Annotated in this window: 14 protein-coding genes; 9 read left to right on the top strand and 5 right to left on the bottom strand. The window is 67.6% G+C overall.

Annotated features, from left to right (window positions below; all coding sequences use genetic code 11):
• Positions 1-185 precede the first annotated feature (185 nt).
• The 5 genes from ABZV58_RS10225 (at position 186) to ABZV58_RS10245 (ending at position 8,796) form a co-directional block, all read left to right on the top strand.
• Positions 186-4,715, top strand: a complete 4,530-nt coding sequence (locus ABZV58_RS10225; protein ID WP_354999801.1) for a HAMP domain-containing protein — start codon at positions 186-188, stop codon at positions 4,713-4,715.
• Complete coding sequence (locus tag ABZV58_RS10230) at positions 4,715-7,090, top strand: SpoIIE family protein phosphatase (protein ID WP_354999802.1); 2,376 nt, start codon at positions 4,715-4,717, stop codon at positions 7,088-7,090. The genes ABZV58_RS10225 and ABZV58_RS10230 overlap by 1 nt, the downstream gene beginning before the upstream one ends.
• Positions 7,091-7,220: 130 nt before the next feature.
• On the top strand, positions 7,221-7,577 hold the full coding sequence (locus tag ABZV58_RS10235; protein ID WP_354999803.1) for an STAS domain-containing protein: 357 nt from the start codon (positions 7,221-7,223) through the stop codon (positions 7,575-7,577).
• Entirely contained in the window at positions 7,574-8,503 is a 930-nt protein-coding gene (locus tag ABZV58_RS10240; protein WP_354999804.1) for a sensor histidine kinase, read from the top strand. The genes ABZV58_RS10235 and ABZV58_RS10240 overlap by 4 nt, the downstream gene beginning before the upstream one ends.
• A gap of 149 nt (positions 8,504-8,652) precedes the next feature.
• On the top strand, positions 8,653-8,796 hold the full coding sequence (locus tag ABZV58_RS10245) for a hypothetical protein (RefSeq protein WP_354999805.1): 144 nt from the start codon (positions 8,653-8,655) through the stop codon (positions 8,794-8,796).
• Between the two features lie 31 nt (positions 8,797-8,827).
• On the opposite strand, the gene ABZV58_RS10250 is transcribed toward ABZV58_RS10245, so the two are convergent.
• Complete coding sequence (locus ABZV58_RS10250) at positions 8,828-9,484, bottom strand: hypothetical protein (protein WP_354999806.1); 657 nt, start codon at positions 9,482-9,484, stop codon at positions 8,828-8,830.
• 18 nt (positions 9,485-9,502) lie between these two features.
• Between ABZV58_RS10250 and ABZV58_RS10255 the strand changes: the two genes are divergently transcribed.
• Complete coding sequence (locus ABZV58_RS10255; RefSeq protein WP_354999807.1) at positions 9,503-9,745, top strand: hypothetical protein; 243 nt, start codon at positions 9,503-9,505, stop codon at positions 9,743-9,745.
• Here ABZV58_RS10255 and ABZV58_RS10260 read toward each other — a convergent pair.
• Positions 9,730-11,523: an ABC transporter ATP-binding protein gene (locus ABZV58_RS10260; RefSeq protein WP_354999808.1), complete on the bottom strand. Its 1,794-nt coding sequence runs from the start codon at positions 11,521-11,523 to the stop codon at positions 9,730-9,732. The two genes, ABZV58_RS10255 and ABZV58_RS10260, sit on opposite strands and share 16 nt — an antisense overlap.
• 289 nt (positions 11,524-11,812) lie before the next feature.
• Between ABZV58_RS10260 and ABZV58_RS10265 the strand changes: the two genes are divergently transcribed.
• Entirely contained in the window at positions 11,813-14,875 is a 3,063-nt protein-coding gene (locus tag ABZV58_RS10265; protein WP_354999809.1) for a protein kinase, read from the top strand.
• Between the two features lie 278 nt (positions 14,876-15,153).
• Here the strand turns inward: ABZV58_RS10265 and ABZV58_RS10270 are convergent, their stop codons facing one another.
• On the bottom strand, positions 15,154-16,002 hold the full coding sequence (locus ABZV58_RS10270) for a TetR/AcrR family transcriptional regulator (protein ID WP_354999810.1): 849 nt from the start codon (positions 16,000-16,002) through the stop codon (positions 15,154-15,156).
• 64 nt (positions 16,003-16,066) lie between these two features.
• On the opposite strand from ABZV58_RS10270, the gene ABZV58_RS10275 reads away from it, so the two are divergent.
• Positions 16,067-17,767 (top strand): right-handed parallel beta-helix repeat-containing protein, encoded by a 1,701-nt coding sequence (locus tag ABZV58_RS10275; RefSeq protein ID WP_354999811.1) that lies wholly within the window; start codon positions 16,067-16,069, stop codon positions 17,765-17,767.
• Here ABZV58_RS10275 and ABZV58_RS10280 read toward each other — a convergent pair.
• The gene (locus ABZV58_RS10280; RefSeq protein WP_354999812.1) at positions 17,674-18,150 is read right to left on the bottom strand and encodes a hypothetical protein; all 477 of its coding nucleotides are present in this window, start codon (positions 18,148-18,150) and stop codon (positions 17,674-17,676) included. The genes ABZV58_RS10275 and ABZV58_RS10280 overlap by 94 nt on opposite strands.
• Positions 18,147-18,647, bottom strand: a complete 501-nt coding sequence (locus tag ABZV58_RS10285) for a VOC family protein (protein WP_354999813.1) — start codon at positions 18,645-18,647, stop codon at positions 18,147-18,149. The genes ABZV58_RS10280 and ABZV58_RS10285 overlap by 4 nt, the downstream gene beginning before the upstream one ends.
• A 559-nt stretch (positions 18,648-19,206) precedes the next feature.
• Between ABZV58_RS10285 and ABZV58_RS10290 the strand changes: the two genes are divergently transcribed.
• Entirely contained in the window at positions 19,207-19,557 is a 351-nt protein-coding gene (locus ABZV58_RS10290; protein ID WP_354999814.1) for a hypothetical protein, read from the top strand.
• The last annotated feature ends 298 nt before the right edge of the window (positions 19,558-19,855 follow it).

Below are 19,855 nucleotides of genomic sequence, written 5' to 3' on the forward strand. Positions count from 1 at the left end.
GTTCTGATCAGCTGTGCGCCAATGGGTTCGCCCACGAGCACTCGGAGACGTAAAGTACCGCCGGGCGGGTGTTCAGCAGCCAGCACCTCGCCGCTCGTCAGCGACCCGCCGTGTGCGGTGTCGCGCGGGTCGGCGTGCCCAGTCGGACCTCATCCGGTCCGAATCGGGACGAAGCGAGGATGGCAATGACGGATACCGCGGCACCGGCCCGCGCCCCGAAGCAGGCTGCTACGGCCACTGAACAAGTCGAGCTGCGCCAGCTACTGGCCGGATTGACGGCGGTGCGCGACGGCGATTTCGGCACCCAGTTGCCCACCGACGCCGACGGGCTGCTCGGCGAGATCGCGATGGTGTTCAACGGCATGGTGGACCAGCTCTCGCTGTTCACCTCCGAGGTCACCCGCGTCGCGCGCGAGGTCGGCACGGACGGGCGGCTCGGTGGACAGGCCGAAGTGCCTGGCGTGTCCGGCACCTGGAAGGACCTCACCGACTCGGTGAACGCCATGGCGGGCAACCTGACCAGCCAGGTGCGCGACATCGCCCAGGTCGCCACCGCCGTGGCGCAGGGCGACCTGTCGCAGAAGATCGACGTGGACGCGCGCGGGGAGATCCTCGAGCTGAAGAACACGGTCAACACGATGGTCGACCAGCTGTCCTCCTTCGCCGACGAAGTCACCCGCGTGGCAAGGGAAGTGGGCTCGGAGGGCCAGTTGGGCGGCCAGGCCGAGGTCCCCGGCGTCGGCGGCGTGTGGCGCGACCTCACCGACTCGGTGAACTTCATGGCGGGCAATTTGACCGACCAGGTCCGCAACATCGCGCAAGTGACCACCGCGGTGGCGCGCGGCGACCTGAGTCAGAAGATCACGGTCACCGCCCGCGGGGAGATCCTCGAGCTGAAGAACACCATCAACACGATGGTCGACCAGCTGTCGTCCTTCGCCGACGAGGTCACCCGCGTCTCCCGCGAGGTGGGCACCGAAGGCATCCTCGGCGGTCAGGCCGACGTCAAAGGCGTCTCCGGAACCTGGCGCGACCTCACCGACTCGGTGAACTTCATGGCGGGCAACCTGACCGCGCAGGTGCGTTCGATCGCTCAGGTCGCCACCGCGGTCGCGGGCGGCGACCTCACTCAGAAGATCCGGGTCGACGCGCGCGGGGAGATCCTCGAGCTGAAGAACACCATCAACACGATGGTCGATCAGCTGTCGTCCTTCGCCGACGAGGTCACCCGCGTCTCCCGCGAGGTGGGCACCGAGGGACGGTTGGGTGGGCAGGCCGACGTCAAGGGCGTCTCCGGAACCTGGAAGGACCTCACCGAGTCGGTCAACGTCATGGCCGACAACCTCACCGCGCAGGTGCGTTCGATCGCTCAGGTCACCACCGCCGTCGCGGGCGGCGACCTGACCCAGAAGATCCGGGTCGACGCGCGTGGGGAGATCCTCGAACTCAAGGAGACCATCAACACGATGGTCGATCAGCTCTCCTCGTTCGCCGACGAGGTCACCCGCGTCGCCCGCGAGGTCGGCACCGAGGGCAACCTCGGCGGCCAGGCGACGGTGCGCGGCGCGTCGGGCACCTGGAAGGACCTGACCGACAACGTCAACGTCATGGCCTCCAACCTGACCAACCAGGTTCGCTCGATCGCGCAGGTCGCCACGGCGGTGGCGCGCGGCGACCTGAGCCAGAAGATCACCGTGGAGGCCAAGGGCGAGGTCGCGGCGCTCGCCGGCGTGATCAACACGATGGTCGACACGCTGTCGGCGTTCGCCGACGAGGTCACCCGCGTCGCCCGCGAGGTCGGCACCGAGGGCATGCTCGGCGGTCAGGCTCGCGTGCCGAACGTGGCGGGCACGTGGAAGGACCTGACCGACAACGTCAACTCCATGGCGAACAACCTGACCAACCAGGTCCGCAACATCGCCCAGGTGACCACCGCGGTCGCCCAAGGCGATCTGACCCGCAAGATCGACGTGGACGCGCGCGGGGAGATCCTCGAGCTGAAGACCACGATCAACACGATGGTCGATCAGCTCTCGGCGTTCGCCGCCGAGGTCACCCGCGTCGCCCGCGAGGTCGGGTCGCAGGGCCGGTTGGGTGGACAGGCCGAGGTCGAGGGCGTCTCGGGCACCTGGAAGCGGCTGACCGAGAACGTCAACGAGCTCGCGGGCAACCTGACCCGCCAGGTGCGCGCCATCGCGGAGGTCACCAGCGCCGTCGCGGAGGGCGACCTGACCCGCTCCATCACCGTCGAGGCGTCCGGCGAGGTCGCGGAGCTCAAGGACAACATCAACTCGATGGTGGAGTCGCTGCGTGAGACCACCAAGGCCAACCAGGACCAGGACTGGCTCAAGACCAACCTGGCTCGCATCTCCAGCCTCATGCAAGGCCAGCGCGATCTGCACGTGGTGGCCGAGTTGATCATGGACGAGCTCGCGCCGCTGGTCTCGGCGCAGTTCGGCGCGTTCTACCTGGCCGACGACACCGCCGAGCGGCCGGAGCTGCGATTGATCAGCTCCTACGGAAGCCCGGAGGAGCCGGGCGGGGAGACACGGTTCACCTTCGGTCAGTCGCTGGTCGGTCAGGCCGCGCGCAGCCGTCGCACGATCGCGGTCGACGACGTGCCAGGGGACTACGTCACCATCTCCTCCGGGCTGGGGCGGACGGCGCCGGTCAACCTGCTCGTGCTGCCGATCGGGGTGGAGGACCAAGTGCTCGGCGTCATCGAGCTGGCCTCACTGCACCGCTTCACCCGCATCCACCGGGACTTCCTCGACCAGCTGATGGAGACGGTCGGCGTCAACGTCAACACCATCATCGCCAACGCCCGCACCGACGAATTGCTCGTCGAATCCCAGCGCCTGACCACCGAACTGCAAGCCCGTTCGGAAGAGCTGCAGGTCCGTCAGGAAGAACTCCAGTCGTCCAACGCCGAGATGGAGGAGAAGGCGGCGCTGCTGGCCAGGCAGAACCGCGACATCGAGGCAAAGAACCTCGAGATCGAGCAGGCCAGGCAGGAGCTCGAGACCCACGCCCAGCAGCTCGCGCTCGCGTCGAAGTACAAGTCGGAGTTTCTGGCCAATATGAGCCACGAGCTGCGCACGCCGCTGAACAGCCTGCTGATCCTCGCTCAGCTGCTTGCCCAGAACCCGACCCGCAACCTCACGCCCAAGCAGGTCGAGTACGCGGGCATCATTCACTCGGCGGGTTCGGATCTGCTGCAGCTGATCAACGACATCCTCGATCTGTCCAAGGTCGAGGCGGGCAAGATGGACATCACGCCCGAGCGCGTGCCGCTGCGCAAACTGCTGGACTACGTCGAGGCCACCTTCCGGCCGATGACGACGCAGAAGAGTCTCGGGTTCCGCATCACCACCGCGCCCGGCCTGCCCCTCGATTTGGTCACCGACGATTCGCGGTTGCGGCAGGTGCTCGGCAATCTGTTGTCCAACGCGGTGAAGTTCACCGAGACCGGATCGGTCGAGTTGCGCATCGAGCCGTCGGAGGCGCGGGAACTGCCCGCCGCCGTGCGCAGGCACGGCCCGGCCATCGCGTTCCGGGTGATCGACACCGGCATCGGCATCGCCGCGCACCAACTGGAGTCGATCTTCGGCGCGTTCCAGCAAGCCGACGGGACGACCAGCCGCAAGTACGGCGGCACCGGGCTCGGCCTGTCGATCAGCCGGGAGATCGCCTACCTGCTCGGCGGCGCGATCACCGCGGACAGTGCGCTCGACCAGGGCAGCACGTTCACCCTGTACCTCCCGGTCGCCCGCCCGGACTTCCAGGAGGCGCCCTACCACGACCGCGAGGACACGCGGCAAGACGACAGCCGCTCCGACTACACGCCGAGCGCCGCGACGCCGCAGCAGCAGCGCAGGCTGCTGGTCGTGGAGGAACGCCCGGAGGGCCTGCTGTCGCTGGTCGCGCAGACCGCGGTGGCCGACCTCGCCGCGGGCAATGATCCGCGCGGTCCCGTCCAGATCGTCAGCGCCAACGGCGTGGAGGAAGCGGCGGCGGCGATGGCCGCCGAGGCGTTCCACTGCGTGGTGCTGGAATTGGACATGCCCGACGGCGCCGCGCTGCTGTTCCTGGAGACGATGGACGGAGACGCCGCGCTGAGCAGCGTCCCGGTGCTCGCCCACAACCGCAGGCTCGACGCCGAGCAGGAACGCCTGCTGCACGAACGCATCTCGCGTCAACCGCTGGAGCTGCTGTCCAGCCTCGACGAACTGCGTGAGCGAATCGCGTTGCACGTCAGCGCGGAAGCGCCCGGCGACGTGCTGGCCCTCGTGCGCCGCGAGGAGACACCGGCCGCCGCGCCGCGGCAGCCGGTCGGCGAACTCGCCGGACGCACCGTGCTCATCGTCGACGACGACGCCCGTAACCTGTTCGCGCTCAGCAGCATTCTCGAACTGCACGGCATCGGCGTGCTGCACGCCGAGAACGGGCGCGAGGGCATCGACAAGCTGCTCGCCCACCCCGAGACGGATCTGATCCTGATGGACGTGATGATGCCGGAGATGGACGGCTACACCGCGACCGCGGCGATCCGCGAGATGCCGCAGTACGCGAACCTGCCGATCATCGCGGTGACGGCCAAGGCCATGCTCGGCGATCGGGACAAGAGCCTCGCGTCGGGCGCCAACGACTACGTCACCAAGCCCGTCGACGCGGACGCCTTGCTCGCCCGCATTCAGCACTGGCTGCGTGCCTGATGACCGAATCGGACATCAGCGACTCCGTGATCCAGGACGGTCGTCCGGCCGAGCAGCCCACCGTCACCCGCCTCGCTGCCACCGTGGAGCGGCTGCGCAAGGAGGTCCAGCGGGCGCACGCCACCGCCGACGGTCGGGCGCTGATCGAGATGGCCAAAGGCGTTCTGATCGAACGGCTTCGGTGCGGGCCCGCGCAGGCGGCGCGCCAGCTGGACACCCTGTCCGAACAGGCGGGCGTCACGACACTGGAACTGGCCGCCGACCTGGTCAACCAGGCGGCGCAGGACAAAGTCAGCGCGGCGGTGGGCCAGTTCCTGCTGAGCACCGCCACACCGAGCGAGCCGACGGCGGCCGTGCGACTGCGCACCGCCGAGAGCGGGTTGCTCGCGGCGGGCGACACCCAGCGCGTGGCGGAGTCGGTGCTCGAGCACGCCGTCGCACCGCTGGGCGCCACGGCCGTGGCGATCTGGGCTGCCGGGACCGACGCGTCGCTGACGCTGGTGGCTTTCGCCGGGATCGGCCCGCACGAGGCCCAGCGGTGGCGCTATGTGCCGCCCGGTCTGGCCACCCCGGCGCGGCAGGCGCTGGTGAACCGCGCCGCGCAGTGGATCGAGAACCTGAGCCAGGCCGGTCTGCCGTCGATCGGCCACCGCGGCGGCGGGCGGGCGGCGATCCCGGTGGGTGCGGGCGGCAAACTGCTCGGCGTGCTCGAGGTGTGCTGGCCGCAGCCGCTCGAGCCACAGCCGCCTCAGGTGCACCGGCAGCTGGAAGCGCTCGCCGAGTTGTGCGCGCACACTTTGGAATCGGACCTGGCCGCGGTGCACGCGTCGGACCGGCCCGACGTCGCGGATCTGGTGCGGCTGTCCGACGGCCTGTTCGACCCCGCGCTGGTGTTGCTGCCCCACCTCGACGACGACGGCACGCTCGCCGATTTCCGCGTCCACCACGTCAACACCTGCTTCGTCGACCCGGCCGGTCGCGCCCGCGGCCTGATCAGGGGCACGTTGCTGCTCGAGTCGTACCCGATGGCCGCGAGCGAGGGACGGCTGTTCGAGCGGATCGAGCACGTCTTCGCCACCGGCGAGACCTACCGCGCCGAGCGGGTGACGCTGACCGAACTGGTCGACCAGGTACCGCTGACGGTCTCGGCGGCGCTGAGTATCAGCAGGCACGGCGACGCCGTGCTGATGGTCTGGCGGGTGCAGGACGAGGCGGCGCGGCTGGCGGCGCTGTTGCAGCACGCCCAGCGTCTCGGCCGGGTCGGCGGGTTCGAGGAGAACGCGGCCACCGGCGAAATCACCTGGAGCGACCAGCTTTTCGCCCTGCACGGGCTGGCGCCGACGGCGGATCCCATCCCGCTGGCGCAGCTGCCAGGTCACGTCGACGAGGCCGACACCGAAGCGGTGCGACGGTTTCTGCGGACCCTGCTGCGCTATCGCCGTCCGGCTTCCACGGCGTTCCGCCTGATCCGGCCGGACGGTGTGATCCGGCACATCAGGATCATCGCCGAACCGGTGGCCGATGCGGCCGGGCACCTGCTCGCCATTCGCGGCGCCTACCAGGACATCTCGTCGCAACACTGGACCGAGATCGCGCTGTCGGCCACGCGCGATCGGCTCACGCACACCGAGGAGCACGCCGCCGAGCAGAGCCGCCTCGCGCGGCAACTCCAGCAGGCGATCATGCCCGACGCGCAGCCGTCCACCGAGGCCTTCGGTCTGCGGATCGCGGTGCGCTACCAGCCGACCGAGCAAGACCACCTGGTCGGCGGCGATTGGTACGACGCGATCGTGTTGCCGTCCAAGAAGATTCTGGTCTCGGTCGGCGACATCACCGGCCACGGCATCGCGGCGGCCACCGGCATGGTGGTGCTGCGCAACGCTCTGCGCGGTCTCGCCGCCACGGGCGCCGGGCCGGGCCAGATGCTGACGTGGCTGAATCTGGTCGCTCACCACCTGACCGACAACATCTTCGCCACCGCCGTCTGCGGCCTCTACGACCCGCAGACACAGGTGCTGCGCTGGGCCCGCGCGGGACACCTCCCGCCGGTGCTCATCCGCGCGGGCCACGCCTCGACCCTGCCCACCATCAAGGGCATGATCCTCGGCGCGGTGGCGGAGGCGGTCTACGAGGAAGCCGAACTCCAGCTGGAACCGGACGACACCCTCCTGCTCTACACCGACGGTCTCATCGAGCGCCGCGACCGGTACTTGGACGACTGCGTGGAACGACTGCTCGCGATCTCGGCGGAGTTCACCGGAACCCTGGACGATCGTCTGGACCACCTGCTCGACGGCAGCGACGCCAACACCGACGACGACACCTGCGTGGTCGGTATCCACGTGAGCCATGGCGCCGGGCGCGACAGCGCCTGATCGCCCTGGGGTATGGGAATGTTTGCCGCCTGACCCACCCGGATACACTGTGCCGCTGGAAGGGTCGTCCTTCCGCTGGTCCTGGCTGCGACGGCCAGCAGGCGGCCGACGGTGTCGAAGGAGTCCGAAGGTGGATGCCCCACTCGCGGTGGGTGACTCCGATGGAGCGCTGTCCGGAACGACGGAGCTGGAAGTGAGCGCGCTACCGGATCGCCCCGGACTACGCGCTTCCGGCGAGATCACCGCGGTCACTTGCTCGTCCTGGGAAGACGCCTTGGCCGAGCTGGCCCGGTGCCACACGGATGTCTCCTATATCGAGCTGTCGGATGTGGCCTACATCGATGTATCCGGGGCGACGGCGCTCGCGGTGACCGCGATGCGCTTGCCCGCCGGGCGGGTGGTGGTGGAATCCCCACCGCCGTCGCTGCCGCGGGTACTGGAGATGTTCTGGCCGAACCTGAACCGAATCGAGGTGACGCCGCGATGAGCGCAGTGGCCGCAAGCGAGGCGTTCGAACATCCCGCCCTGTTCTACCGCACAGAACAGGAGTACACCCAGCAGACGGTGTCGTTCCTGCGGGAGGGCATGGCGGCGGGCGAGCCGATGGCAGTCGCGGTACCCGGCCCCAACCTGGAACTGATCAGGAACGGCTTGGGCGCGGACGCCGAGGGCATCTTGTTCCTGGACATGACCGAGGCCGGTCGCAATCCGGGGCGGATCATTCCCAAGGTGCTCAGGGGCTTCGCCGACGCGCACCCCGAAGGACGGGTGCGCATCATCGGCGAGCCGATCTGGGCCGGACGCAGCGCGGTGGAGTACCCCGCGTGCGCGCAGCACGAGGCGTTGATCAACGCGGCCTTCGAAGGCCGGGCGGTGACGATCCTGTGCCCTTACGACGAGGTCCGGCTGGACGCGGGTGTGCTGGCCGACGCCCGTATCACCCACCCCACCCTCATCAGCGACGGGCGCGAGGCGGCCAGCGATGTCTACGACTGGCAGGCGATCGTGGCCCGCTACAACCAGTCGCTGCCGACCGCGCCGGATGCCGCCGTCTTTCCCTTCGGCGTGGACGAGCTTCGGGCTGTCCGGCACTTCGCCGTCGAGCAGGCCGGGAGGCTGGGCTTGCGGGGCGAGCGGTTGCAGGATGCCGAGCTCGCGGTCGGCGAGCTGACGACCAACAGCGTGGTGCACGGCGGCGGCAGCGGGACCTGCGCGATCTGGGCCGAGCAAGGGCAGCTGGTGTGCGAGGTTCGTGATGGCGGGCGGCTGACCGATCCGCTGGCCGGTCGCAGGCCACCGCAGCCTGGACAGGTCGGCGGCCGGGGGCTGATTCTGGTCCACTACATGGCGGATCTGGTGCGCGTGCACACCGGTGGCGACGGCACGACGATTCGGTTCTATCTCGGTCTCTGACCCTGCGCATGCAACCTCATGCGCCGTGTTCGATCGAAATGCGTTACACCGCCGCGGTTCTGGGTACTGCCGCATCCGGCCGGGGGCTGCGGTGCACAGCGACGTGAACGAGCTCGGGACGGCTTGTCGATCGACGAAGGGGAACGCTGATGTCGCTGCTGCCGCTGTTGATGATCGTGGTCGGGCTACCGTTCGCGGCGGTCACCGCCGCGTACTCCGCCATCTTGCTCGCCTGCTGGTGGGAGCTGCGCAGCGCGCCGCATCCGGCGGCGGCGGTTCAGCCGAGTCGATAGGGACACCCTGCATCGCAGTCGTGTGCGGTCGTCAGGAGTCCGGTCCGGCGGGTATCTGCACGGCTATTTCGCCACCCAGTTCGTAGCCGCCACCGAGCTCCAGTCCGTCACCGCTCCAGAACCGTCCGGGGTCGTACCAGTTGGGGCTTCGGTGTTGCGACAGCAGTCTCATCGATTGGTAGGTCGCGGCCACGATCTCCGCGCAGTACGCGCTTTCCAGCTCCTTGGCGGCCGCTCGGTTCGATCGGCGTCGGGGGAGCCGCACCCGGCCGCGTAGCCAGCGTCCGGCGAGACCGGCGGTGGAAGGGAAGGGGGTTCCGTCGAGTCGGGCGATGGTGCGCAGCAAGCTGTCTTCCATCTCTTTGGTCGCCGGAAGGTTCAACTGGCGCAACCAGGCTTGCTGACCGTAGCGGTGCGCCCACACCAGTACCGCGTCGCGCAGGTTGTGCAACTGGACGCCGCGGTGCGCGACGCCGGTCCACATGTCGGGCAGTGATCGGCCCAGCTCGGCGTGCCAGATCAGCGCGGGCAGATCGTCGAGCACGACCGACATGCCGACATGGTTGACCGGGCTGTTCGTCGTCATGCGAATCGCACGGTCGGCTGCCGAATGGCCACGAAACAGCCAGATGTCACCGGTCCTGGTGATCTCGAGCGCTCGATCGAGACTGATGCTCGTCCCCGTCATGGACGTAGCCTATGCGGTATGCGGTGGTGGAAGGCAGTGGGTTTGGCGGGTGCGGCAGGTGTGGTCGCGACCGGTGTGGTGATCGTGCGCGCCGAGCGCCGTCGCCGTGCCTACACTCCGGACCAGGTCCGCGAACGACTGCACATGCGACTCGCGCAGGCGACCGCGGTCGAAACGGCCGCCGAAACCGCCGCGCCAGCACCTCGGGACGCCGTCGGCATCCGCGGGCGCATCCGCCGCTTGTTTCAGTCGAAATCCTGACGGGCGACCACGTCCTCGCCGAGGAACCCACCCGATTGGCGCCGCCACAGCTGCGCGTATGTTCCTTGCGCGCAGAGCAACTCCTGGTGTGTCCCCTGCTCGACGACTCGCCCGTTGTCGAGCACCACCAGCCGGTCCATCCCGGCCACAGTGCTCAGCCGGTGCGCGACGACCAGTGCCGTCCGTCCTTCCATCAACTCCCAGAGCGTCTGCTGCACAAGCGATTCGCTTTCCGAGTCGAGTGCGCTGGTGGCCTCGTCCAGGAGCAGGATGGGCGCGTCCCGCAGGATGGCCCGGGCCAGCGCGACCCGCTGGCGCTGGCCGCCGGACAGTTTCACGCCGCGCTCGCCGATCAGCGTTTCCATACCCTGCGGTAGCGCGTCCGCGAACTCGGTGACGTGCGCGGCCTTGGCGGCCCGCGTGATCTCCTCGTCCGTGGCGTCCGGGCGCGCGAACCGGATGTTCTCGCTCAGGGTCCGGTGAAACATGGCCGGATCCTGTGGCACGTAGGCGATCAGACCGCGCAGATCCGCCTGCCGCAGCCGGGCGATGTCCTGCCCGCCGATGCGTATCGTTCCGGATTGAATATCCATCAACCGCAGCAGCAATTGGGTGATGGTGGTCTTGCCACCCCCGGACCGTCCCACCAGGCCTACCTTGGCGCCGCTCGGCACGTGCAGATCCAGTCCGTGAAACAGCTGCCGCGCGCCACCGTGTGTGAAGTCCACCCCCTCGAACCGCACGTCGAAGCCCTTGGGTCGCAGTGGTTCCGGATGTTCGATATCGAGCACCTTCGGTTCGTCGAGCAGCAGTTCGGTGAACTGCGCCGCCTCGGTGAGCACGGTCTCCAACCGTCGGTAGATCTGGTTGAACCGGAACATGATCCCGGTGGCGTTGAAGTAGTAGGTGAATGCCACAACAATGGCCTCCACCCCCGCGTTGCCGCGGCTGAGTCCCAACGCGATCAGCAGGCCGATCACATTGGTGAGTACCACCAGCGGCGCCACCAGCGTATCTATCCGCAGGTTCGCGTAATCCCAGGAGCGCACCGTTTTTCGCCGCGACGAGGCCACCCGCCGTCGATGCTCGGCCGCCTCCTGCGGTTCGGCGGCGAAGGCGCGCACCACCTGCATATTGGCCAGGCTGTCGGCCACATGCCCGGAAACCCGCGCGATGGCGGCCTCGCGGTCGTCGACGAGCTTCTGGCGGCGCTGGACCAACGGGATGATGACCAGCACGGTCACCACGATCATTCCCACCAGCACGGCGACCAGCACGGGGTTGTAGCGCCACAACACGATCGAGGCGAACACCAGCGGCACCAGTGCCGCCAGGACCTCGAAAGCGAGGGTGTCCACGAACTGTTCGAACCGAGCCGCGAAGCTGAGCGAGCGCTTCGTCAGCGAACCGGCGAAGTTGTTGTGGAAGAACGCCGCGTCCTTGGCGAGCAGCTCGTCCATGGCGACCACGTGCAGGTGCTCGATACCGTAGGCGTCGACTCGGTTGAGGCAGTGAATTCCGATGCGCCACAGCAGTTCCGCGAGCAGCAGGGTGCCACCGAAGGCGAGGATGTACGGAGCAAGGGCCCCGAAACTCGTATCGCCGGTGGCCGCGACCCGGCCGACAACCATGGCGACGATCAGCGGTGCGATGTACAGGTTGCAGATATTGCCGAGTGCCGGCCCCAGCAACGCCGGAATCGTTATGCCCTTACGAGAGGCCATTTCCCGGCCGTAGAAACGCAGAACCAGCTCGACCGCCGTCGCGCGTGAACTCATGCTCCCCCTCTGGTCTCGTATCGACGAGCGCTGCAGGTGAGTAATGATCCCGTGTCCAGGCGGGTTGTAGCCAGTGGATATCCGCCGAAGGCGAGCCTCCGACATCGCCGCCGACGGCGTCGAGGTGTTGCGCCGACTCACGCCGCGGTGACCGGCGTAGCCGATGCCGGTCGGAACAAGTGGGTTCTCGTCGGGTGTGGCCAACCGGCGATATTCTGGGAAGACGTCATCGAGAGGTGCGCAGTGGTGCATTCGACCTGGCTTGGATCGGATGGATCGGTGTAGGTCGATGGCCGGCGCCGATTCATTCGCGACGCAACGCGACGTGTCCGGTTCGGTCGTGGCGGAGCTGGCCGCGGCCGGGTTCGAGGACGCCGTGGAGATCGGTCGTGGCGGTTTCGGCGCGGTCTATCGGTGCAGGCAGGCCGCGCTCGACCGCGTGGTGGCGGTCAAGGTGCTCACGGCCGATCTCGACGAGGACAATCGGGCGCGGTTCTTCCGCGAGCAGCGGGCGGCGGGCAGGCTGACCGGACATCCCAACATCGTCGATGTCCTCCATGCCGACGCCACCGGCAACGGTCGCCCATTCCTCGTCATGCCGTATTACGCGCACGGTTCCCTGGACGCACGGATTCGCCACAACGGACCACTGGAGCTAGGGGAAGCGCTGCGGCTCGGGGTGAAGATGGCCGGGGCGCTCGAGACGGCGCATCGCTTCGGGATTCTGCACCGCGACGTCAAGCCCGCGAACATCCTTTTCACCGACTACGACGAGCCGACGCTGGTGGACTTCGGAATCGCCCATTTCGCGGGCGGGTTCGTCACCGGCACCGGAATCATCACGGGTACACCGGCTTTCACCGCTCCGGAAGTGATAGCGGGCGAGCCGGTGACGCCTGCCGCGGACGTCTACGGTCTCGGTGCGACATTGTTCGCCGCGATCACCGGCCATGCCGCATTCGAACGCCGAAGCGGCGAGCAGGTGGTGGCTCAATTCGTCAGGATCACCTCCGAGCCGGTGCCCGATCTGCGGGAGCACGGCATCGCGGAAGAGGTCAGCGCCATCATCGAAAGTGCCATGTGCCGCGACCCGGGCAACCGCCCGACCGCCGCGGAACTGGGTGAGCGACTCCGGACATCGCAAGCCCATCATGGTTTTTCGGTCGACGAGATGGCATTGCGCACGCCACCCGACACTGAGAACGACTCTCCGCGAGCCGAACTCGGAAAGCCTTCCTCGGCAATGCGCGTCCGCCGAGCGTCCGCGACCTCGTCGCGTTCGGGCCGGTCGGGTAGGACTCCGTTGGAATTGACCAGTTTCGTGGATCGGCGCACGGAACTGGTCGAAGCGAGCAACGCGTTGTCGACCTCGCGGTTGGTGACGTTGACCGGGATCGGCGGGGTGGGCAAGACGCGGCTGGCGGTGCGGGTCGCCACCCTTGCCGAGGCCGAGTTCACCGACGGCACGACCTTCGTGGATATCGGCGAGGTGCGCGACGGGTCGCTGGTGTGGGGCATCGTGGCGGCGGCGCTGGGGTTGCAGGACCGGTCGGTGCGGCCGCTGCGCGAGGTACTCGTGGAATTCCTTACCGATCGGGAATCGCTGCTCGTACTCGACAATTGCGAGCAGTTGGTGGACGCGGTGGCCGAGCTCGCCGACTCGCTGCTTCGGACGTGTCCCGGGTTGCGAATTCTGGCGACGAGTCGCGAGCCGATCGGTCTCGACGGAGAGGCGGTTCTGCCGATTCAGCCGCTGGCGGTCCCCGATCCCGATCGGCTGCCCGAGAACCTGTCGCGCGACGACGCGATGAGGTTGTTCGCCGAGCGTGCTGCCACGGTTGTCGCGGGGTTCGAGATCACCGAGGACAACAAGGTCACGATCGCTCGGATCTGTCGGCGGCTGGACGGTTTGCCGTTGCCGATCGAGCTGGCGACGGCGTGGCTGCGGGTGATGTCGCCGGAGCAGGTGTTGCGGCGGTTGACCGATCGGTTCGCGTTGCTGACTCGTGGGAGCCGCAGCGCCCCACCGCGGCAGCAGACGCTGCGCGTGTGTATCGACTGGAGCCACGACCTGTGCACACCGGCGGAACAACGGGTGTGGGCGCGGTTGTCGGTGTTCGCCGGAAGCTTCGGACTCGAGGCCGCGCAGTACGTCTGTGGTGATCCGGCGGAGGATCTCCTGGATACGGTGGCCTCCCTCGTCGACAAGTCGATCCTGACGAGGGAGGAAGCGGGGACCGAGGTGGGGTTCGGCATGCTCGATACCGTGCGCGACTACGGCCGCGAAAAGGCAAGAGAGACCGGCGAATACCTCGAGATCTGCCGCCGCCACCGCGACTGGTGCGAACGGCTGGCGCTGGATGCGAACGCGGGCTTTTCCAGTACCCGGGCACTCGAGTGGGTCGGCAGGCTGCGTCGGGAGCGACCGAACTTGCGGCAAGCGCTGGAATTCTCCGTGTCGGAGAGTCCTGACGTCGGCATTCGGATCGCCGCGGCTGTGTGGCCCTTCTGGTTTTCCCAAGGCTCGCTGGGCGAAGGGCGACGCTGGCTGGATCGCCTGCTGGCGCTGCGCACCGGAGAACTCACTACCGACCAAGCCGGGGCGTTCTACGCCGCCTGCCTGATGGCCGCGGTGCAGGGTGACCTTGCCGCGGCGGCCGGCTGGGTGCGCCAAGGGCGCGCACTGGTCGAGGAGACGACCGACCCAGGGACCCGCGCTCGCATCGACTTCGCCGAGGGAGTTCTCGCACTGTTCAGCGGGAATCCCTCGGCCGCACGCCCGCACCTCGAGAAGGCCGTCGAGGTGTCTGCGGAAGATGGGGACGTGCTCTTCCAGATCGACGCCCTGACGAACCTCGGGGCCGTCCACGATCTGGGCCACGACACCGAGAAGGCCATCGAGTGCTACGAGCACGCGCTCGCGCTCACCGACGATCACGGTGAAGCGATGTACCGGCCTTATGTGCTGTGGTCGCTGGCGGTGGCATCGTGGCGGGGAGGAGACTTCCCGCGGGCGACCGGATTGCTCGCGGAGGCACTGCGGGTGAACCGGACGGTGAAAGACCGCACGAACGCGAGCATGTGCTTACGAGCATTGGCGTGGATTGCCACAGAAGAGCAGGAGGCCGAACGGGCGGTCGTGTTGATGGCGGCCGCCGAGCAGATCGGCCGGTCGGTGGGCACTTCGCCGATATGGCTCGCGGACCTGCTCCCAGCCCAAGCAGAGTGGGAGCGCCGAACCCGCCAGGCGATGAGCGAACAGGCATACGCCGCGGCCTGGGGGGAGGGCGCCGCGCTCGGTTTCGACGCCGCGATCGCCTATGCCTTGGGTGGATGCTCGTTGGACAGCTGAATGATGACTGTCCGAGTACGGGCGGCGGCAGCGCGATCGTGGCGAGGGCGCCACCGCCCGCCGCGCGGGGGTTCGGATGGCCCGACCCCTCCGGACCACCCGCTCACCGAACCGGCCGGCGGCCACGGCGCCCGAGGGTGAGTGTGGCAGCGGCGATCGCGGACTTGATCTTCATGGGATGGGTTCCTTTCCCGCGCGGCATCTCCGCGCTGAGGACAGAAAACCAAGCCCTCCGTGAGATTTTCATGATGAACGCGCCAGCCGGTGAGGCAGGGTAGTCACTTGTCGAGTCGCTTTCGGTAAGCGCGCTGTTGGCATGCGCGTGAGCAGTAGAGGCGCGGTCGGCCGGAGGCGGGTCGCTGCACCGGCTTCCCGCACATCAGACATCTTTCATCACGAGTTTCATCACGACTGCGGGCGATGAGCATCTCGATACCGTCGAGCACGCGCGCGAGCCCGAACTCGAACGGGGCCTCTGGCTCGTCGTAGCCGCCCGCTTCCCACAGGGCCGTGAGCGTCGGGTAGCGGTCGAGGCGCTGGTAGAGCGTGTCGCGAGCGCCCCACCATTCCCGCTCGCTCACCCCGCTCTGTCGTTCCTGCCGTGCGGTCTCCACCAACGTCTGGGCCTCGGCGTCGACGAACCGGCCGACCAGATTCACCGCGGCGATCACTTCCGCGGGGGGCAGGCCGGATTCGGCGATCGCGCTCAGCATGCGTTCATAGGAGGCGACGCCGTTGGGGCCGGGCAGGTGACGGCTGCCGCGCACCTCGGCCATCCAGGGGTGGCGCGTGCGCAGCTCCCATTCGCTGCGGGCGCACGACTCCAGTCGCGCCCGCCAGCCGTCTCCGGTGCCGACCGAGGGGTGGGCTTCCCCGAGGACGGCATCGAGCATGAGGTCGACGAGCTGGTCGCGTCCGGGCACATGGCGGTAGAGCGACATCGTGGTGAAGCCGAGCCGCTCGGCTACCTTGCGCATCGACAGGCCCTCCAGGCCCTCGGCGTCGGCCAGTTCGATGGCGGCGCGCACTATCCGTCCCAGGCTCAGCCCCCGGCGCGGCTCCAGTTCGCGCTCCCGCCACAGCAATTCGACCCCGTGGTCGGGATCCTCCGCTTTGTCGTCGATCATTGGCCTCCCGCCGTCTATGGTGTTATATCTTGTGTACACCATAAACGTACAGAAGGGTTGCTACATGCTGGAGTTCTATGTCGATCCGAATGGCGACGACTCCGGGCCGGGCACCGAGAGCCAGCCGTTCGCCACGCTCGGCCGGGTCGCGCAGGCCGCGGGAGACGGCACCGGCACAATCGTCGCCCACCTCAGGGCGGGACGGCACATCCTGCGCGAACCCCTCGCGGTCACCAAGGGGGACATAGTCTTTCAGGCCTACGGTTACGGGACCGCCACGCAGGAGGAAGCCATGATCAGCGGCGGCCGACACATCACCGGCTGGCGTGTACGTGACGGGGTCTGGCTGGCCGATGTGGGCGAGCTGGACACTCGCCAGCTCTATGTCGACGGGCGCAGAGCCGAACGTGCCGCCATCGACACCCTCCCCGGCGCTGTGACCAGCACCGAAACGGGTTACGTCACGGACGTCACGCTCAATTGGCAGAGCCCGGCCGACGTCGAGTTCGTCTACCGGGGCATCTACCCGTGGACCGAGGCCCGCTGCGCGGTGGCCGATGCAGTCGTCAGCGAAGGTTCGACGACGATCGCCATGGCGCAGCCTGCTTTCGCCCGAGCCCACGACCTGTACAACTTCGCGTGGGAAGGACAGACCTCGCACGGCCCCGGCTTGCCCACCAGGGTGGAGAACGACCCTGTCTTCCTCACCGAACCGGGCACCTTCGTCCTGGACCGCTCGAGGCCCGGCCAGCACGTCCTGCACTACCTGCCACGTCCCGACGAAGAGCCTGAACGCACCGAGGTGAACGCTCCCGTTCTCGAGGTGTTGCTGCATGTCACGGGCGCGACCGGCGTCGCTTTCCAGGGGCTGGTCTTCGCCGAGGCCACCTGGCTGCGCCCCCATGCCGAAGGCTTCCTGCACTATCACGGCGGCGGCTACTACGAAGGCGGCCCGGTCGACACGGTCACCATCGTGGAGGGACAGATGTGGGTGACCGTCCCGCGGGAATCCGCCAGGATTCCTGCCTGCGTTCGTGTCGACGACAGCACCGACGTCCGTATCGAGGACTGCCGGTTCACCAGGTTGGGCGCCACCGGGCTCGGGCTCTCCAACGGCGCGAACCTCATCGTGCGTGGTTGCGACTTCGACACTCTCGCGGCCTCCGGTATCACGGCCACCGGCAGCCGGGACGTACTGATCGAGGACAACCGCGTCCACCAGATCGGTCTGGACTACTCCGGTTCTCCTGGCATCGCGATCAGCGATACCCTCGACTGCACCGTCACGCGCAACCAGGTCACCGACGTGCCGCACTGCGGCATCGTGGCCGGACCCGCGCGCGGCACCCGCCTGCTGCACAACCTCGTCACGGACACTCTCACGACCTTGGCCGACGGCGGCGGCATCTACCTGGCCGGCCCCCAGGGCGACGGCCCCGGCAACGGCGCGCTCGTCCGCGGCAATGTCATCACGGACACCCGCACCCCGTACAACTTCGGCCTCTACACCGACTACGGCGCCTCCTGGGTGACCGTCGAGAACAACGTGGTCATGCGTGCCGACAACACCGCCGTCCTGCAAGTCGTGCCGCCGCTGGAGAACGTCGTCTACCGGGACAACTTCTGGGACGCCGATCCACAAGGCAGCGACGACGTGCCGGCGGGCGTCACCTACGAGGGCAACACCACGATCGCCGAACCACACCACCTGGACAACGCCACCCGCGCCATCCAAGCGCAAGCGGGCCTCGTTCGCCCCCGCTGAACACACCGGTACACCGGAACTTCACCGGTGTACCGCTCGGTCACAGACACGGATGCGCAGACATGCGTGCGAATCCGCGCGCGTTCTTCATGAGGAATCGCTGCTGTCGGGTCGCGTCCGTGCGCGCAATTGTGTTCTCGGAAGGTCTGTTCGCACCGTTTGCGGAATTCGGAAACCTCGGCATGAACACGAAACGGATTCCCCAAACGCGAGGCGTTCTCGGCCGCGCGGGCGGCGTCTTTGTGTTTGGCGCCCAGATGGATCTGCCGGTCGTACACCGCGGCTTCGATCGTCTCGGCGTTCGGATGGCGACCCAACCCGAACAGCGACTTCATCTGCGCTTCGGTCACTTCCGCGCCGATATCGATGCCCAGTGCGGTCAAGCCGGTGCCGTGCCAACGCCCCGGCTCACCGTGATCCGAGTAGTAGTCCGACCAAGTCGAACGGCCGCGTGAGAACTATTGGTCTTTCCTGGCTGCTGGTGGGCTCTCGAGGGGCCGAGCAGGTCCCAGCGGTTGCCTGAGATGTCGAGGAAGACGGCGACCCGGCCGTAGGGTTCGGTGCGGGGCTCCGTCACGAACTCGACGTTTGCTGCGGTCATCCGCGTATATGCCTGGTCGAAATCTTCCACTCGAAGGAAGAATCCGACGCGGCCTGCGGTCTGGTCGCCGACGGCGGCGAGTTGGCGGCTGCCGTCGGCGCGGGCGAGCAGGATCCCAGTCTGCGCGTGGGGCGGGCGAACGACGACCCATCGTTTCGGCCGCCCGTCGTTGGTCAGTGACGGGACGTCCTCGACCAGGTCGAAGCCGAGGGTATTCACGAAGAAGTCGATGGCAGGGTCATACTCTGCGACGACAATGGCGATGAGTTCCAAGTGCATTCAACGGGGCTAGGAGGCTGTGCCGCTCGTTCGGCGCATGGCGGTGTATTGGGCCCAGGTGGTAGCAGATAGAGCGGCCCATCGGCCGGCGGTGGTTGGAGCGAGTCCAAGTAGTTCGGCGAGGACGGGTGTGGGCATGCTGGCGGCGAGGTGGAACATCGCGGCTTTGCGGGCGTGGTTGGGGCGGACGCCGCGTGCGACGAGTTCGCCGCGGATGTTCTCTGTTACCAGGTGTTTTACTGGCAGGCGACCAGGGAAGAGCCATATGCCATGGTTGGCGTAAGAGGCCGGGCCGCCGCGGTCTAAGCGTTCGCGGATCAGTTGATCGAGCGGTTCCGCCATTTCGACGGGGATGGTCTCGAAGGTGACGGTGACGGTGCCGCCGGGTTGCAGTTGGACCTGTCGGCGCGCATCCGGCAGATCCTGCTCAGTGGCTGAGCGAACAGCAGCATGAACAGGCCAGCAATGCGGGTGTAGAGGCGAATGGTGGTGTTGTGCAGCAGCGTTTCGACGTGGTGCCAGCGTTGCTCGTCGCCGAGCTCGACCTGAAGGTCGGGGCGTGTCGGGGCGGGATCCGCAGTTGCTGGGTGATCTGGGTTCGGTTGGTCCAGTCCAGGAATCGCACCAGAACGACACCGCGACCGGGGTATTGGTTTTCCGGCTGGTCGGGATCGAGCTGGACGGTCGACACGCACGCGTCAAGTTCGAACGCCTGAGCTCGGGAGCCTACGGCGCTCAGCTGGTACAGCTACCGGCCCCCCGGGATCTCCAGCAGGACACCGGATTCCACCTGCACAGCGCTCCGCGGCTGCCGTTTCGGCCGCATGATCTCGAGGGCTGGGCGCAGATGATCCGGCAGGCCTATCAAGAGTGGTTCCATGCCGGGTTCCTCGGCCTCGCCAACGACTAGTTCGATTTGCTGCGCTAGCGGTGGTTTCAGCACTGCGATAACGAACTTCGCGCGCACAGGACCGGCGGCATGCTCGCCATTTCCGGATGTTTGATGGGCCAAAGATCGCGATAGGTTGACTGTTGCGACGGAATCGGCTGTGCAACTGGGAGGTTGATCGTGGTAATGCGTGACGAGGAGGCGGTATCTCGCGACGCGGCGACGACCCGCGACATGTCGCGCCCGGCGCGTCTGCACGTCCACAGCGCCGTCTCCACGGCCCTGGCGCTGCACAGCGATCACGCGCTGCGCGAGCTCG

It is taken from the genome of Nocardia sp. NPDC004654 (assembly GCF_040609595.1).
Classification (GTDB): Bacteria; Actinomycetota; Actinomycetes; order Mycobacteriales; family Mycobacteriaceae; genus Nocardia.

Bases quoted from the DNA above. Each gene is read 5' to 3' on its own strand.
- ABZV58_RS10245 (WP_354999805.1), top strand. From the start codon at position 8,653: ATGTCGCTGCTGCCGCTGTTGATGATCGTGGTCGGGCTACCGTTCGCG.
- ABZV58_RS10240 (WP_354999804.1), top strand. From the start codon at position 7,574: ATGAGCGCAGTGGCCGCAAGCGAGGCGTTCGAACATCCCGCCCTGTTC.
- ABZV58_RS10230 (WP_354999802.1), top strand. From the start codon at position 4,715: ATGACCGAATCGGACATCAGCGACTCCGTGATCCAGGACGGTCGTCCG.
- ABZV58_RS10250 (WP_354999806.1), bottom strand. From the start codon at position 9,484: ATGACGGGGACGAGCATCAGTCTCGATCGAGCGCTCGAGATCACCAGG.
- ABZV58_RS10270 (WP_354999810.1), bottom strand. From the start codon at position 16,002: ATGATCGACGACAAAGCGGAGGATCCCGACCACGGGGTCGAATTGCTG.
- ABZV58_RS10260 (WP_354999808.1), bottom strand. From the start codon at position 11,523: ATGAGTTCACGCGCGACGGCGGTCGAGCTGGTTCTGCGTTTCTACGGC.
- ABZV58_RS10265 (WP_354999809.1), top strand. From the start codon at position 11,813: ATGGCCGGCGCCGATTCATTCGCGACGCAACGCGACGTGTCCGGTTCG.
- ABZV58_RS10225 (WP_354999801.1), top strand. From the start codon at position 186: ATGACGGATACCGCGGCACCGGCCCGCGCCCCGAAGCAGGCTGCTACG.
- ABZV58_RS10255 (WP_354999807.1), top strand. From the start codon at position 9,503: ATGCGGTGGTGGAAGGCAGTGGGTTTGGCGGGTGCGGCAGGTGTGGTC.
- ABZV58_RS10285 (WP_354999813.1), bottom strand. From the start codon at position 18,647: ATGCACTTGGAACTCATCGCCATTGTCGTCGCAGAGTATGACCCTGCC.
- ABZV58_RS10275 (WP_354999811.1), top strand. From the start codon at position 16,067: ATGCTGGAGTTCTATGTCGATCCGAATGGCGACGACTCCGGGCCGGGC.